We start from the raw sequence: 14,627 nt of genomic DNA on the forward strand, positions 1-14,627 counted from the left end.
TTTTTTATTATCGAGCAGCTTATTCCCACTCATGCAAAAAACGCTGGCCGTACTGATCAGCGACCAGTAACGCGGCATAAACCTGATCCGCTGATGCTCCACCTGGCATATTGTGAATGGTTTCACCTTCAGCGCAGGAAGCCTCTGCAACCAGGCGCATTTTCGCCGGGATATCCTCTTTGATATTTAGCTGTGCCAGAGTAATAGGCAGGCCCACGCTGTGGCAAAGTGCAGCAACCGTCTCTATCTCTTCAACAGGTGCATTTTCCAGAACCAACTGAGTGAGCGTGCCAAATGCGACTTTCTCACCATGATAGAAATGGTGTGCATCCGGGATGGCGGTCATACCGTTATGAATAGCGTGTGCGGCAGCCAGGCCACCACTTTCAAAGCCTACACCGCTCAGATACGTATTGGCTTCGATTATGCGTTCAAGCGCAGGAGTGACTACGTGCTGCTCCGCTGCCAGCATTGCTTTTTCACCCTCTTCAACCAGGGTGTTGTAACACAGCTCAGCAAGGGCTAATGCAGCCTGGGTGCATTTACCACCCGCCATCGTGGTCGCTCCGCTACGCGAGCAGGCTCGGGCTTCGAACCATGTCGCCAGTGCATCACCAATCCCGGCAGCCAACAGACGTGCTGGCGCACCCGCAACCACTTTGGTATCGACAATCACCATGTTTGGGTTATGCGGCAGCATCAGGTAGCGATCAAACTCGCCATTGTCGGTGTAAATAACGGAAAGGGCGCTGCATGGCGCGTCGGTTGAGGCAATCGTCGGCGCAATGGCAACGGGAACGTCCATAAAGTGCGCCAGTGCTTTTGCGGTATCAAGCGTTTTGCCGCCGCCAATTCCCAGCACGGCCATGCAGTCTGCACTGTCTGCCAGTTTTCTCAGACGATCGATTTCATTTTGTGAACATTCGCCCCCAAAGGGTGCAATTTCAACGTGAAGATCTGCTTCCTTGAAACTTTTCCGTAATGTCTCTTCTGCAAAGCCCAGAACAAATTTATCGCCCACAACCAGCCAGCGTTTTGCCAGTGGTTTCAGATAGTCGCCGAGGCGAGTGAGAGCATCAGCACCCTGGATATATTTTCCTGGCGATTGAATGATACGGTCCATAACATATCTCCCTTAGAGGTTGAGGTTACCAAACGCGTTTTTCCAGTCTTGCTCGAACTTCTCTATTGCTGACTCTACCGCCGGAGTCCCGAGCATTTGTTGCGCTACATCTAAAGGAAGTGTGATTGCCTCACATCCAGCGAGCAGACAGTCAAGCGCCTGACGGGGAGTCTTGAAGCTGGCGGCCAACACCTTGCTTTCTGGCGCGTGAAATTCCAGCAGTGATTGCAGCTCTTGCACCATACGAATACCGTCACCGCCTTGCGCATCGACGCGATTAACATACGGCGCGACATATTTTGCCCCTGCCAGTGCAGCCAGCAAACCTTGTGCTGCACTATAAACAGCCGTTCCCAGTGTGGTAATACCTTCTTTCTTCAGCGTTTTAATCGCGATAAGCCCCTGAGCTGTTACCGGGATTTTAACCACAATATCCGGCACGGCGTTGTTCAGGCGTTTGGCTTCAGCCACCATGCCTTCCGCGTCGCGGCTCATGGTTTGAGCAAACAGAATGCCTTCAGGCCCAATGGCTTTTTGCAGGCGTGGTAATACGTCCCAGATGGACTCTCGGCTGGCAGCCACAATGCTTGGGTTAGTGGTTACACCCGCAATCGGAAAAATGCGAGCCAGGCGTTCGACTTCTGCTACGTTGGCGGTATCCAGATACAATTCCATCACTCTTCCTCGTTTTACAGTTCTAATTCACGTTGCAGCAGGGTGGCGATTGCCTCAGCAGAGCTAGCGTTGACCAGCGTGCTGCGAAAATCTTCATGCATGATGCGGCGAGCCAGGCGAGAGAAAATACGCATATGTTGATCGCCTGCGGCATGCTTGTTCAGCGTGAGCATGATGATGAATTGCGCTTCTTCATCACCCCACTGAACGGGGGCTTTCAGGCGCGCAACGCTGATAGTGGACTGTTCAATATGTTCAGATTTGCTGTGCGGGATGGCAAAACTGAAGCCGAGGCCGGTTGAGAAAACGGCCTCGCGTGCCCAGAGGTCAGCTTCGAGTTTGCGGGGATAACGGCATCGACCTGCCAGCAGCAGGTTGTCGGTCATGCCTTTCATGACCTCTTCTTTACTGTTCCAGTCATTATCCAGCGAAATGCACTTCGGTGTTACCAGCGGTGTGTCCTGCTGATTCATGCGGAATTGTGCAAGCAGATGCTCCACTTCAAGCGAAGTGCGACACGCCATCGCCTGGTTCAACAACTGGCGGCAGGCGCGGCTATCAAGCTGTGCCAGGCGCGCTTTTGTCGCCGGGATGGAAGGCGACCCCATGCTCAGTTCGTCCAACCCCAGACCAACCAGCAGTGGCAGTACTGAACCTTTCGCACCCAGTTCACCACAAAGACCAATCCATTTTCCCTGGCGATGTACGGCTTGTACGGCATAGTCCAGTGCGCGTAAAAATGCCGGGTTCAGGCTGTTGTAGTGGCGCGTAACCTTGGCGTTATCACGGTCAACTGCCAGCAGGTACTGCGTCAGGTCGTTACTGCCGATGCTAAAGAAATCAATCTCTTCGCAGCACTGATCGATGATGAACATCACCGAAGGTACTTCCAGCATAATGCCGAGCGGGATGGTCTCTTCGAAGGGAATATGTTCGGCACGCAGCTGTTGCTTCGCCTCGGCGAGTTTTTCTTTAACCCACAGAATCTCCTCCATTGAGGAGATCATTGGGATCATGATCTTCAGGCTACCATGCGCTGATGCGCGAAGGATCGCTCTGAGTTGAGTGGTGAAAAGTGCAGAATACTCTTCATAAATACGTACCGCGCGGTAGCCCAAAAATGGGTTGTTCTCTGCCGGGATATTCAGATAATCCACAGGTTTATCGCCGCCGATATCCATCGTACGAACAATAATGCTGTGCCCGTTTGCACAGTCGAGTGCCTGGCAGAAAATGTTGTACAGTTCATTTTCACAAGGTGCGCTGGCGCGGTCCATATAGAGCATTTCGGTACGGAACAGGCCAACGCCTTCAGCGCCATTACCGAAAGCTGCTTGTGCTTCTACCACATGTGCAATGTTTGCGGCAATCTCAATGCGTAACCCGTCAGATGTGCGAGCCTCGCGATCCAGCCAGATACTTTGCTGCTGGCGTATCGCTTCCTGAACCCATGCTTCTTGTTGGTAGTAACGCCCTACGGCTTCGCTGGCGTTAACCACCACTGCGCCGGCATTACCATCGACAAATACGGGCTGATTGCGCCACTGGAGCAGGCTTTCACTGTCAACACCGACCAGCGTTGGGATGTTAAAAGAGCGAGCAAGAATAACGGTGTGGGAAGTTGTGCCGCCGCTTTTTAACAACAACCCTTTGAGTAGGGTTTTATCGAGCTCGAGGAACTGGCCTGGCGTAAGGTCATCGGCCAGACATACGGTTGGCTGTGTCAGTTGGCCCGGAGCAGGGAAACGCTCTTCGCCATAGATTTGCTGGAGAAGCTGATAGCAAACATCGCGGACATCTAACACGCGCTCCTGTAAGTAGCTGCTGCTTGAGCGGGAGAATTCGTCGCAAAAATGGTTGGCCGTTGCAATAGTGGCCTGCGCGCAACTGAGTCCCTGGTTTACCCCGGAAAGAAGGTGCTGGCGAAGAGAGGTATCTGTCGCCAGTGAACGGTGCGCGTCAAGGATGGCACTGGCGGTGCTGTCGCTATCCAGTGCGCGTAACTCAATGTTTTTCACCAGCAGGATTAAGCCCTTGTCGAGTGCCGACTGCTCTTCTTCTGCACTTCCCGCCTCAGGTAAGTTGGGCAGTGCGTTCAGATCCAGTGAGGTCAGTAACGTCAGTATGCCTTGAGCACTTCCGCTGCAAACGGGTAGGGCGCGGAACAGAGTGGGGTTGAGGCGTGTGAGGGATTCAGGAAGGGGGTCAAGCTCGCTGTTGATCACCTCAGTAAGCGGTGTATCACAGTGTGGAAATTCTTCTTTAAGCCACTGTTCCAGTTGCGCATGTGCGCTCTGTTCATCTTCACCGTGAATCAAAAGACGGCAGGTATCGCCGGCCAACGTATCTGTACCAATGAGTGCAAGTGCACTCTTGGCGTTACCTTTGCGATCAGTACGCAGGTTGTGCCACTCAATGTGAGAGGCAAACGTATTGCACAACGTTTCCACGTGACTTGCCGGACGAGCGTGAACACCGTTGGGTAATTCACAGATAAATTCCACTACCAGAGGCATAACGACACTCCTGAAACCAATAGTCATTCATTGGGGAAAGCATACGAGCGTGGTGATGGAATGCGCTATGTGATAAATCTGCCAAAAACTGGATAAATGTAATGTTCGGTGAAAAGTGGGATTTCACTCACATGTTGTAATCCTTCGCTTAATGGCTAGCGGTAGGGAAATTTCGAAGCGGATCGCATTTTCATTCGTACATTACAAAAATCCAGTAAATGGCCTTTTTATCCACTGTCAGCTTTGAGTCTGATTGCCTATTGTTTGCCACAACATCTTTACGGATATTGTCCGGGAGCGACATATGAAAGAGTTGGTGCATATTCTCAAGAACACGCGGCAGCATCTGATGACAGGGGTGTCGCACATGATCCCTTTCGTCGTTGCGGGTGGCATTTTGCTGGCGGTATCGGTCATGTTGTACGGCAAGGGTGCTGTACCGGATGCCGCAACGGATCCTAATCTGAAAAAACTCTTCGATCTCGGTGTCGCAGGGTTAACGCTGATGGTTCCTTTCCTTGCTGCTTATATCGGGTATTCGATTGCTGAACGTGCTGCGTTGGCCCCTTGTGCTATAGCTGCATGGGTCGGGAACAGCTTTGGCGCAGGTTTCTTTGGAGCGATTATCGCCGGAATTCTGGGGGGAATCGTTGTTTATTACCTGAAGAAATTGCCAGTGCCCAAAGTACTTCGCTCTGTCATGCCTATTTTCATCATTCCCATCATTGGGACCTTCATCACCGCCGGAATCATGATGTGGGGATTAGGCGAACCTGTTGGTGCGCTGACCACCGGGCTGACCCAATGGCTGCAAGGGATGCAGCAGGGAAGCATTGTGGTGCTGGCAGTCATTATGGGGCTCATGCTGGCCTTCGATATGGGGGGCCAATTAACAAAGTTGCCTATGCCTTCATGCTGATCTGCGTGGCTCAGGGCGTCTACACCGTTGTGGCCATTGCCGCAGTGGGTATCTGTGTTCCGCCGCTGGGGTTAGGCCTGGCCACACTGATTAACCGTAAGAATTTTACTGGCGAAGAACGTGAAGCGGGTAAAGCCGCGCTGGTGATGGGGTGTGTGGGTGTCACTGAAGGGGCGATTCCGTTTGCCGCTGCTGATCCTCTGCGCGTCATTCCTTCCATCATGCGGGCTCGGCTTGTGGTGCGGTAACGGCGGCAATGCTGGGTGCACAGTGTTATGCCGGATGGGGAGGACTGATTGTTCTGCCTGTTGTAGAAGGTAAGTTGGGTTATCTCGCCGCGGTTGCCGTGGGGGCGGTGGTGACGGCGATTAGCGTCAATGTGCTGAAAAGTATTGCTCGCAAGAATACGAAACAGGTCGAGGAAAAAGAGGATGACCTGGATCTGGATTTCGAAATTAACTGATTGAGGAAGAGAACATGGCCCGAATTATCGCTGTAACAGCATGTCCGTCAGGTGTTGCGCATACCTATATGGCAGCCGAAGCGCTTGAAAGCGCCGCAAAAGCGAAAGGCTGGGAGGTAAAAGTGGAGACGCAAGGGTCGATTGGCCTTGAAAACGAACTGACCGCTGAAGATATCGCCGCTGCGGATATGGTTATTCTGACCAAAGATATCGGCATTAAATTCGAAGAGCGCTTTACCGGAAAAACCATCGTACGCGTCAACATCAGCGATGCGGTAAAACGTGCCGACGCCATCATGAACAAAATTGATGCCCACCTGGCGCAAACCGCCTGATGTCCTCCCGCCCTTCGGGGCGGGTTTGTTTTCTGTTACAGGAGTTCCCCATGACGAATCGTACCCAGCGTTTAAAAGACGCACTGTTTGCAAACCCGCGCGACATCTCGCTTGAACGTGCACTGCTTTACACGGCAAGCCATCAACAGACGGAAGGTGAGCCTGTTATTCTTCGCCGCGCAAAAGCCACAGCGTACATTCTTGACCATGTCAATATTGCGATTCGTGATGAGGAACTGATTGCCGGAAACCGTACCGTTAAGCCACGTGCGGGAATCATGTCCCCAGAAATGGATCCGTACTGGTTGCTTAAAGAGCTGGATCAATTCTCCACGCGTCCACAGGACCGTTTTGAGATCAGCGAAGAAGATAAGCGGACGTATCGCGAGGTGCTTTATCCCTATTGGGAAAAGCGGTCCATGAAGGATTTCATCAATAGTCAGATGACGGACGATGTGAAGGCCGCCGTAGGGACACAAATTTTTAGTGTCAACCAGACGGATAAAGGGCAGGGGCATATCATCATCGATTACCCGCGACTCCTGAACAACGGTTTGGGTGGGCTGGTGGCGGAAATGCGTGAGCACTGCGAACGCGATCCACACAATATGTTTTACGCGGCAGCACTGCTTCTGCTTGAGGCATCTCAGCGCCACATTCTGCGTTATGCGGTGCTGGCGGAAGAGATGGCTGTGCTGAGCAATTCATCCCGACGCGAAGAACTGCTCCAGATTGCAGAAAACTCACGCCATAACGCGCAATATAAGCCACAAACGTTCTGGCAGGCATGCCAGCTTTTCTGGTACATGAATGTCATTTTGCAGTACGAATCCAATGCCAGTTCGCTCTCTATTGGGCGGTTTGATCAGTATATGCTGCCGTTTTATCAGGCGTCTCTGACTCAGGGAGAAGATGCCGGGTTCCTGAAAGAGTTACTGGAGTCGTTATGGGTGAAATGCAACGACGTGGTCCTGTTGCGCTCTACCAGTAGCGCACGTTATTTTGCCGGTTTCCCGACCGGTTACACGGCTTTGTTGGGCGGGCTTACAGAGAGTGGGCGTAGTGCGGTAAACGTGCTTTCATTCTTGTGTCTGGACGCTTATCAAAACGTGCAACTTCCGCAGCCCAACCTTGGCGTTCGGATAAATGAGCTTATTGATAGACCTTTCCTGCTTAAGACCGCAGAGACCATTCGTCTGGGAACGGGCATTCCGCAGATTTTCAACGACGAGGTGGTTGTTCCGGCGTTTCTGAACCGTGGGGTGTCACTGGAAGACGCACGCGACTACGCGGTTGTCGGTTGCGTTGAACTCTCCATTCCAGGCAAAACCTATGGTCTTCACGATATCGCCATGTTCAACCTGCTGAAAGTGATGGAAATTGCCATGCAGGAGAACGAAGGCAATTCTGAACTTAATTATGAAGGACTGCTTGAGCATATTCGCAACAAAATTAATCATTACATCGCGTTGATGGTTGAAGGCAGCAATATCTGTGATATCGGCCACCGTGACTGGGCTCCAGTTCCACTGCTCTCTTCCTTCATCAGCGATTGTCTGGAAGAAGGGAAAGACATCACGGAAGGTGGGGCGCGCTACAACTTCTCTGGTGTCCAGGGCATTGGGATTGCGAACCTGAGTGACTCGTTACACGCTTTAAAAGGGCTGGTGTTTGAGCAGCAGCGCTTAAGTTTCGATGAGTTACTGGCAGTGTTAAAAGCAAACTTTGCCACTCCTGAAGGTGAAAAAGTGCGTGCACGATTGATCAACCGCTTCGAAAAATACGGTAATGATATCGACGATGTTGACAATATCAGTGCTGAATTGCTGAGACATTACTGCAAAGAGGTCGAGAAATATCGTAACCCGCGCGGTGGACAGTTTACGCCGGGATCTTACACCGTGTCGGCCCATGTTCCGCTCGGTGCGGTTGTCGGTGCGACACCGGATGGTCGGTTTGCTGGCGAACAGCTAGCTGATGGTGGGCTTTCGCCGATGCTTGGACAGGACATGCAAGGGCCAACGGCGGTGCTGAAATCGGTCAGTAAACTGGATAACTATCTTTTGTCCAATGGCACATTATTGAACGTGAAATTCACGCCTGCGACGCTGGAAGGTGATGCAGGGCTACAGAAATTGGCCGATTTTCTGCGTGCATTTACTCAGCTCAAATTACAGCATGTCCAGTTCAACGTAGTGAATGCCGATACGCTGCGAGAAGCACAGCAGCGTCCGCAGGATTTCGCCGGGCTGGTGGTCCGTGTTGCCGGGTACAGCGCCTTCTTTGTTGAGCTGTCAAAGGAGATCCAGGATGACATTATTCGCCGCACCGCGCATCAGCTGTGAAGTGATTGATACACGCGCCGATGTGGCGCGTATTTTCAACATTCAGCGCTATTCCCTGAACGACGGACAGGGTATCCGTACGGTGGTTTTTTTTAAAGGCTGTCCACACAAATGCCCATGGTGTGCTAATCCCGAATCGATCTCCCCTAAGATTGAGACTGTTCGCAGGGAAAGCAAATGTCTGCATTGTGCAACATGCCTTCGCGATGCGGATGAGTGCCCGTCCGGTGCGTTTGAGCGTATTGGGCGGGATATCACTCTGGATGAGCTTGAATATGAAGTGATGAAAGACGATGTTTTCTTCCGCTCATCGGGCGGTGGGGTGACATTGTCTGGGGGAGAAGTGCTGATGCAAGCCCCATTTGCGACGCGGTTGCTACAACGATTGCGCCGTTATGGTCTGCATACCGCGATAGAGACTGCAGGTGATGCGCCCTTGTCCCGCTTATTACCCTTGGCACGCCAGTGTGATGAAGTGCTTTTTGATCTTAAGATGATGGACCCAGATCAGGCGAATTCGATCATCGCGATGAATTTACCCAGAGTGCTGGAGAATATGCGGCAACTGGTGGCTGAAGGCGTGAACGTGATCCCGCGTGTGCCGCTGATACCAGGCTATACACTGAGTGAAGCAAATATGATGCAAGTTCTGGCGTTTCTGATACCAACCGGAATAAGGCAGTTGCATTTATTACCTTTTCATCAGTACGGTGAGCCGAAGTATCGCCTGCTGGGGCAGCAATGGACGATGCAACAGGTTGTTCCTCCAACAGAAGATGATGTTGCGGCGATGCGTCTTATGGCTGAACGTGCAGGATTCAGTGTCACCATAGGGGGGTGAAAATGACAGTGATAACAGGGCGTCATCTGGTGGCTGTTACCGCATGTGTAAGCGGTGTTGCGCATACTTATATGGCCGCTGAAAGGCTTGAAAAGCTCTGTCAGCAAGAGAAATGGAGCGTTCACATTGAAACGCAGGGCGCGTTAGGTATCGAAAATGAGCTGACTGATGGCGACATTCGACGCGCCGATGTCGTGTTACTTATCACTGACATTGAACTGGCAGGAAGTGAACGCTTTGAACATTCTCGCTCTGTGAAGTGTGGTATCAACGCCTTTTTACGCGACCCGCAAAAGGTGATGAGTGTGGTGCGCAAAGTATTAACCGCGCCGCAGCACACTCACGTCATTGTGGAGTAGCAGGTTTTCCGGTGAGCTGGCTGTGATACTGCCGGCGATATTCCGACGGTGAACGCTCCGTATTCTTACGAAATAATCGGCAGAAATAGTTACTGTCGACAAATCCGCAGGCGTGCGCCACTTCTTTCACTTTTAAATCATATCCTTTCAATAACTGACGCGCGTGCTCCAGTCGGGTGTGGGTCAGATATTCATTAAAACCTACAGCGCCAGTTTTCTGGAAAAGGTGCGAAAGATAATTCGGTGAGATGTAAAACGCCTGGGCGACAGATTCCCTGGTGAGAGGGGCGGCATAATGTTCATCAATATAGACACGAATAGCCTCAAACAGTGCCTGACTGCGCGATGCGGTCTGAATCTGGCTGCCAAGGAGATCGATGCAGTGGCTGATTAAACTGGCGACGATAAGACGCGCCGTTTGCTGTTCATGAGGCTGCATTTGCATTTCATGAAGAGTTTGCAGCAGGAATGAGCCAATGCGGGGGCCACGTCGTGCAACGTGTTGTTTCGCCAGATTGCGGAAAGCGACGCCATCCCAGTGCAGAAGGCTAAAGCCCAGCTGTTGTTTACCAAAAAGAATACTCAGCGTCGTTGCAGGGTTTTTCCATTGAGGGTGATTCCAGCCTCCGGCGGGAACATACAGAACATCATTTTTTTGTAAGGCCGACGAGGCACTGTCTTCGACAACACCTTCCAGCACAATTTCCAGCCGGGGAAAATCGACCTGTAGCGCGAGCTCTGGTGCAGGAGTGGCGGCATTTGCAAAATAGACCTGATGCAGGGGCAATGCCCCATTGATGAGGTCTGTCAGGATCTGGCTGATATCTTGCTGCATGGCGCTCCCTTCCACGTTTTCCAAAGAGAAACCTTACCTGTAAGCATAAAAAAAGGCCACACATCGTGTGGCCTGATGAGCGCTGAAAAGTGATTAGCCGGTATTACGCATACCTGCGGCAACACCTGCAATCGTCACCATTAACGCTTGTTCTACGCGAGGATCAGGCTCTTTGCCTTCTTCCTCTGCCAGACGGGAACGGTGCAACAACTCAGCCTGCAGAACGTTCAGCGGGTCGGTATAGATGTTACGTAACTGGATGGACTCGGCAATCCACGGTAAATCTTCCATCAGATGTGAGTCGTTGGCGATATCCAGGACCACTTTAATGTCACCTTCCAGCAGTTCACGCAGCTCTTTCCCCAGCGCCCATAGCTCTGGTTTTACCAGGCGCTGATCGTAGTACTCTGCCAGCCACAGATCGGCTTTTGAGAACACCATCTCCAGCATGCCAAGACGTGTGGAGAAGAAAGGCCAGTCGCGACACATGGTTTCCAGTTCGCTCTGTTTGCCATCCGCCACCACTTTTTGCAGTGCAGCGCCAGCACCCAGCCAGGCTGGCAGCATCAAACGGTTTTGCGTCCAGGCGAAGATCCACGGGATGGCACGCAGAGACTCGACGCCACCGGTTGGGCGGCGTTTGGCCGGGCGTGAACCTAGCGGCAGTTTACCCAGTTCCTGTTCAGGCGTTGCCGAGCGGAAATAAGGCACGAAATCTTTGTTTTCGCGAACGTAGCCACGGTACAGATCACAGGAGATATCAGACAGCTCATCCATGATATGACACCAGGATGCTTTCGGCTCAGGCGGCGGCAGCAGGTTCGCTTCCAGAATCGCGCTGGTGTACAGCGACAGGCTGCTGATAGTGACTTCAGGCAAGCCGTATTTAAAGCGGATCATCTCGCCTTGTTCGGTTACGCGAAGCCCGCCTTTCAGGCTACCCGGCGGTTGGGAGAGCAGTGCGGCGTGAGCAGGCGCACCGCCACGACCAATCGAGCCTCCGCGACCGTGGAACAGCGTCAGTTCAATACCGGCTTTCTCGCAGGTTTTGATCAGTGCGTCTTGCGCCTGATATTGCGCCCAGGATGCTGCCATTACGCCCGCATCTTTTGCGGAGTCGGAATAGCCAATCATTACCATCTGTTTGCCCTGAATAAAGCCGCGATACCAGTCGATGTTCAGCAACTGCGTCATCACATCGTTGGCGTTGTTCAGGTCATCAAGGGTTTCAAACAGTGGAGCAACTGGAAGGGCATAGCCAATACCCGCTTCTTTCAGAAGCAGATGAACGGCCAGCACGTCGGAAGGGGTTTTCGCCATGGAGATCACGTAGGCGGCAACCGATCCTTTCGGTGCATCAACGATCGCTTTACAGGTGTTGAGCACTTCGCGGGTTTCATTGCTGGGTTCCCAGTTGCGTGGGAGCAGAGGACGTTTGGAGTTCAGTTCGCGGATCAGGAAGGCTTGTTTGTCGGCTTCTGACCAGCTTTCATAGTCGCCGATGCCGAGGTAGCGAGTCAGTTCGCCCAGCGCTTCGGTGTGGCGAGTGCTTTCCTGACGCACATCAATGCGCACCAGTGGTACGCCAAAACACTTCACGCGACGCAGAGTGTCGAGCAGCTCACCATTAGCGATGATGCCCATGCCGCAGGCCTGAAGAGACTTATAACAAGCGTAAAGCGGATCCCAGAGTTGTTCGTTTTGGCTCAGAAGACCTTCTGGTTTTGGCAGGCGCTGGCCTTTCAGACGGGCTTCGAGCCAGGCCTGCGTCGCCATTAACTGACCACGCAGTTTTTTCATCAGATAACGGTATGGCTCGCTCGCACCTTCTTCGCCAGCCAGCTCGCGCAGTTCAGGCGTTGCTTCCACCATCGACAACTCGGAAATCAGCACCTGAATATCTTTCAGGAACAGGTCCGTCGCTTTCCAGCGACTCAGCAGTAACACGTGGCGAGTGATTTCAGCGGTTACATTCGGGTTGCCGTCGCGGTCACCTCCCATCCATGAGGTGAAGCGGACTGGAACAAAGTCTACCGGCAGACGGTAGCCGAGGTTTTCTTCCAACTGTTCATTCAGCTCGCGCAGGTAGTTAGGTACACCTTCCCACAGGCTGTTTTCCACCACCGCAAAGCCCCATTTCGCTTCATCAACCGGGCTAGGGCGATGCTTACGAATTTCGTCGGTGTGCCAGGACTGGGCAATGAGCTGACGCAGACGGCGCATCAGCTGGTTACGTTCATAGTCCGCAATGTCTTTGTTATCCAACTGCTTCAGGCAGTTGTTCACTTCCACCATTTTGTGGATCAGCGTGCGGCGGGTGATTTCAGTTGGGTGGGCGGTCAAAACCAGCTCCAGAGAAAGAGATTCAACCGCTTTTTTGATCGTCGCTTCGTTGAGGTCTGGCTGGTCTTTGAGTTTTCTGAGCGTGTGGGCAATGACTTCCGGGTTGCTGGCAGCTTCGCCTTTTGGCGAAATGCTGTGATATTGCTCGGCGGTATTTGCCAGGTTCAGAAACTGACTGAAGGCTCGGGCAACAGGCAGCAGCTCATCATTTGACAGGTTCTGTAAGGTGGTAAGCAGTTCCTGACGATTGGCCTCGTTTCCTGCTCGGGAGGATTTAGACAGCTTACGGATGGTTTCAACGCGGTCGAGAATATTCTCTCCCAGCGCATCCTTGATGGTATCTCCCAGCACTTTGCCGAGCATACTGACATTACTACGCAACGCGGAATATTGTTCGTTCATAAAAACCCAGTCACCCCATCATTTTTGTTTATGCCCAGTCGACAATCTTTTGGACATTATTTTGTCATCTCCCTTTATAAAGCCACGTAAAACCCCCGTCGTCAATTGCTGCGAAAACGGTTCAGCAAACGAATAAATGTGGGTAATTTACGAAATTTAATTCGCTTTGCGTCAGATAAGCGATGCTTATGAGAATGTGACGAAGATCGCGGGATTTTTACCCCTCACGCTCTGCCCATCGGGTTGAGGTGAGGGGGCAGTTTTAGTGCCAGCAGAAATGATGCACAACCTGGGTAATCAGTTCACGCGTGGGTTTAATAAAGCGAGTTTCCAGATATTCATCTGGCTGGTGAGCCTGGTTGATGGAACCAGGACCAAGAACCAGCGTTGGGCACAGCGTCTGAATAAACGGCGCTTCGGTGCAGTAGTTCACCACGTCAGTTTTTTCGCCAAGCAGCTTTTCGACCACTTCAACGAGTTGATGGTCTGGTGGGCATTCATAACCTGGGATCGGTGGATGCAGCTCAGAGACCGTCAGCCGTCCTGGCCAGCGCTCGCTTACAGGAGCCAGAGCCTCATTCAACAGACCATCCAGATCGCTCAGCGTCATACCAGGCAGTGGGCGAATATCCATGTGCAGTTCGCAGCAGGCACAAATACGGTTTGATGCGTCCCCACCGTGCAGGCTACCGAGGTTCAGTGTTGGATACGGAACAGTGAATGAATCATGGTGATAGCGTTCTTTCAGTGAGTCACGCAACTGCATAATGCGGCCAATCGCGTCGTGCATCAGTTCAATGGCGTTAACCCCGCGCGCCGGATCGCTGGAGTGGCCTGACTGGCCCATTACCCGCACAGCGGTTGAGATATGGCCTTTGTGCGCGCGAATCGGTTGCAGGGAGGTTGGCTCACCAATGATGGCGCAATCTGGACGGATTGCGGTGTTTTCAGAGAAGTAACGAGCGCCCGCCATGCTCGTTTCTTCGTCAGCAGTCGCCAGAATGTAGAGCGGTTTTTTCAGCGTCGTCACGTCGACGTCACGCAGTGCATCGAGGATAAAGGCGAAGAAGCCTTTCATATCGGCCGTACCCAGGCCATAGAGCTTGTTGTCGTGCTCGGTCAGGGTGAAGGGATCGCGCGTCCAGCGACCATCATCAAAGGGGACGGTATCGGTATGGCCGGCCAGCAACAAGCCGCCTGCGCCCTGTCCGGTACTGGCGAGCAGGTTGAATTTGTGACGGGTTCCAGGTACGGGGTGAACCTCAACGTTAAACCCAAGATCGCTAAACCAACCCGCCAGCAGATTGATTAAAGACTCATTACTCTGATCCAACGCTTCCTCGGTTGCGCTGATGGACGGCGTGGCAATCAGGGCGCGGTAAATCTCGATAAATGGCGGTAAGTTCATTTTCATTGTTGACACACCTTAGGTCGTGATAGTATCAATATTCATGCAATAAATGTGAATAAA

10 protein-coding genes and 1 pseudogene are annotated in these 14,627 nt (G+C 52.3%); 5 read left to right on the forward strand and 6 right to left on the reverse strand.

The annotated features are described in order from the left end of the window. Positions 1-19 precede the first annotated feature (19 nt). Genes GF617_RS10540 through ptsP form a run of 3 tightly spaced genes read right to left on the reverse strand, consistent with a single transcriptional unit; the run spans position 20 to position 4,314 of the window. Positions 20-1,123, reverse strand: coding sequence for a glycerol dehydrogenase (locus GF617_RS10540; RefSeq protein WP_181621468.1), 1,104 nt, complete (start codon positions 1,121-1,123; stop codon positions 20-22). Between the two features lie 12 nt (positions 1,124-1,135). After that, a complete protein-coding gene (fsa, locus tag GF617_RS10545) occupies positions 1,136-1,798 on the reverse strand; it encodes a fructose-6-phosphate aldolase (protein WP_203451625.1) in 663 nt (220 codons plus the stop codon). A gap of 14 nt (positions 1,799-1,812) precedes the next feature. Then, positions 1,813-4,314 (reverse strand): phosphoenolpyruvate--protein phosphotransferase, encoded by a 2,502-nt coding sequence (gene ptsP / locus GF617_RS10550; protein ID WP_203451626.1) that lies wholly within the window; start codon positions 4,312-4,314, stop codon positions 1,813-1,815. Between the two features lie 304 nt (positions 4,315-4,618). Between ptsP and GF617_RS10555 the strand changes: the two are divergent. The 5 genes and pseudogenes from GF617_RS10555 (at position 4,619) to GF617_RS10575 (ending at position 9,576) form a co-directional block, all read left to right on the forward strand. Then, positions 4,619-5,696, forward strand: a pseudogene (locus tag GF617_RS10555) (PTS fructose transporter subunit EIIC). A 14-nt stretch (positions 5,697-5,710) separates the two neighbouring features. Next, complete coding sequence (locus GF617_RS10560) at positions 5,711-6,031, forward strand: PTS fructose-like transporter subunit IIB (protein ID WP_181621464.1); 321 nt, start codon at positions 5,711-5,713, stop codon at positions 6,029-6,031. A gap of 50 nt (positions 6,032-6,081) precedes the next feature. After that, a complete protein-coding gene (locus GF617_RS10565) occupies positions 6,082-8,376 on the forward strand; it encodes a formate C-acetyltransferase (protein WP_203451627.1) in 2,295 nt (764 codons plus the stop codon). Beyond that, the gene (locus GF617_RS10570; protein WP_181621461.1) at positions 8,342-9,217 is read left to right on the forward strand and encodes a [formate-C-acetyltransferase]-activating enzyme; all 876 of its coding nucleotides are present in this window, start codon (positions 8,342-8,344) and stop codon (positions 9,215-9,217) included. The genes GF617_RS10565 and GF617_RS10570 overlap by 35 nt, the downstream gene beginning before the upstream one ends. A gap of 2 nt (positions 9,218-9,219) precedes the next feature. Continuing rightward, positions 9,220-9,576, forward strand: a complete 357-nt coding sequence (locus GF617_RS10575) for a PTS fructose-like transporter subunit IIB (RefSeq protein ID WP_203451628.1) — start codon at positions 9,220-9,222, stop codon at positions 9,574-9,576. Here GF617_RS10575 and GF617_RS10580 read toward each other — a convergent pair. The 3 genes from GF617_RS10580 to argE form a co-directional block, all read right to left on the reverse strand. Next, on the reverse strand, positions 9,563-10,411 hold the full coding sequence (locus GF617_RS10580) for an AraC family transcriptional regulator (RefSeq protein ID WP_181621458.1): 849 nt from the start codon (positions 10,409-10,411) through the stop codon (positions 9,563-9,565). The two genes, GF617_RS10575 and GF617_RS10580, sit on opposite strands and share 14 nt — an antisense overlap. 93 nt (positions 10,412-10,504) lie before the next feature. After that, positions 10,505-13,156 carry a phosphoenolpyruvate carboxylase gene (gene ppc, locus GF617_RS10585; protein ID WP_203451629.1) on the reverse strand — a complete coding sequence of 884 codons (2,652 nt, stop codon included), beginning with the start codon at positions 13,154-13,156 and terminating at the stop codon, positions 10,505-10,507. Between the two features lie 262 nt (positions 13,157-13,418). Continuing rightward, the gene (argE, locus tag GF617_RS10590) at positions 13,419-14,570 is read right to left on the reverse strand and encodes an acetylornithine deacetylase (protein WP_203451630.1); all 1,152 of its coding nucleotides are present in this window, start codon (positions 14,568-14,570) and stop codon (positions 13,419-13,421) included. Positions 14,571-14,627 lie beyond the last annotated feature (57 nt).

The sequence above is a fragment of the Lelliottia sp. RWM.1 genome, assembly GCF_016859735.1.
In the GTDB taxonomy this organism is placed as follows: domain Bacteria; phylum Pseudomonadota; class Gammaproteobacteria; order Enterobacterales; family Enterobacteriaceae; genus Enterobacter.

Coding starts and splice junctions, on each gene's coding strand:
- GF617_RS10540 (WP_181621468.1), bottom strand. CDS start 1,123: ATGGACCGTATCATTCAATCGCCAGGAAAATATATCCAGGGTGCTGAT.
- fsa (WP_203451625.1), bottom strand. CDS start 1,798: ATGGAATTGTATCTGGATACCGCCAACGTAGCAGAAGTCGAACGCCTG.
- ptsP (WP_203451626.1), bottom strand. CDS start 4,314: ATGCCTCTGGTAGTGGAATTTATCTGTGAATTACCCAACGGTGTTCAC.
- GF617_RS10560 (WP_181621464.1), top strand. CDS start 5,711: ATGGCCCGAATTATCGCTGTAACAGCATGTCCGTCAGGTGTTGCGCAT.
- GF617_RS10565 (WP_203451627.1), top strand. CDS start 6,082: ATGACGAATCGTACCCAGCGTTTAAAAGACGCACTGTTTGCAAACCCG.
- GF617_RS10570 (WP_181621461.1), top strand. CDS start 8,342: ATGACATTATTCGCCGCACCGCGCATCAGCTGTGAAGTGATTGATACA.
- GF617_RS10575 (WP_203451628.1), top strand. CDS start 9,220: ATGACAGTGATAACAGGGCGTCATCTGGTGGCTGTTACCGCATGTGTA.
- GF617_RS10580 (WP_181621458.1), bottom strand. CDS start 10,411: ATGCAGCAAGATATCAGCCAGATCCTGACAGACCTCATCAATGGGGCA.
- ppc (WP_203451629.1), bottom strand. CDS start 13,156: ATGAACGAACAATATTCCGCGTTGCGTAGTAATGTCAGTATGCTCGGC.
- argE (WP_203451630.1), bottom strand. CDS start 14,570: ATGAAAATGAACTTACCGCCATTTATCGAGATTTACCGCGCCCTGATT.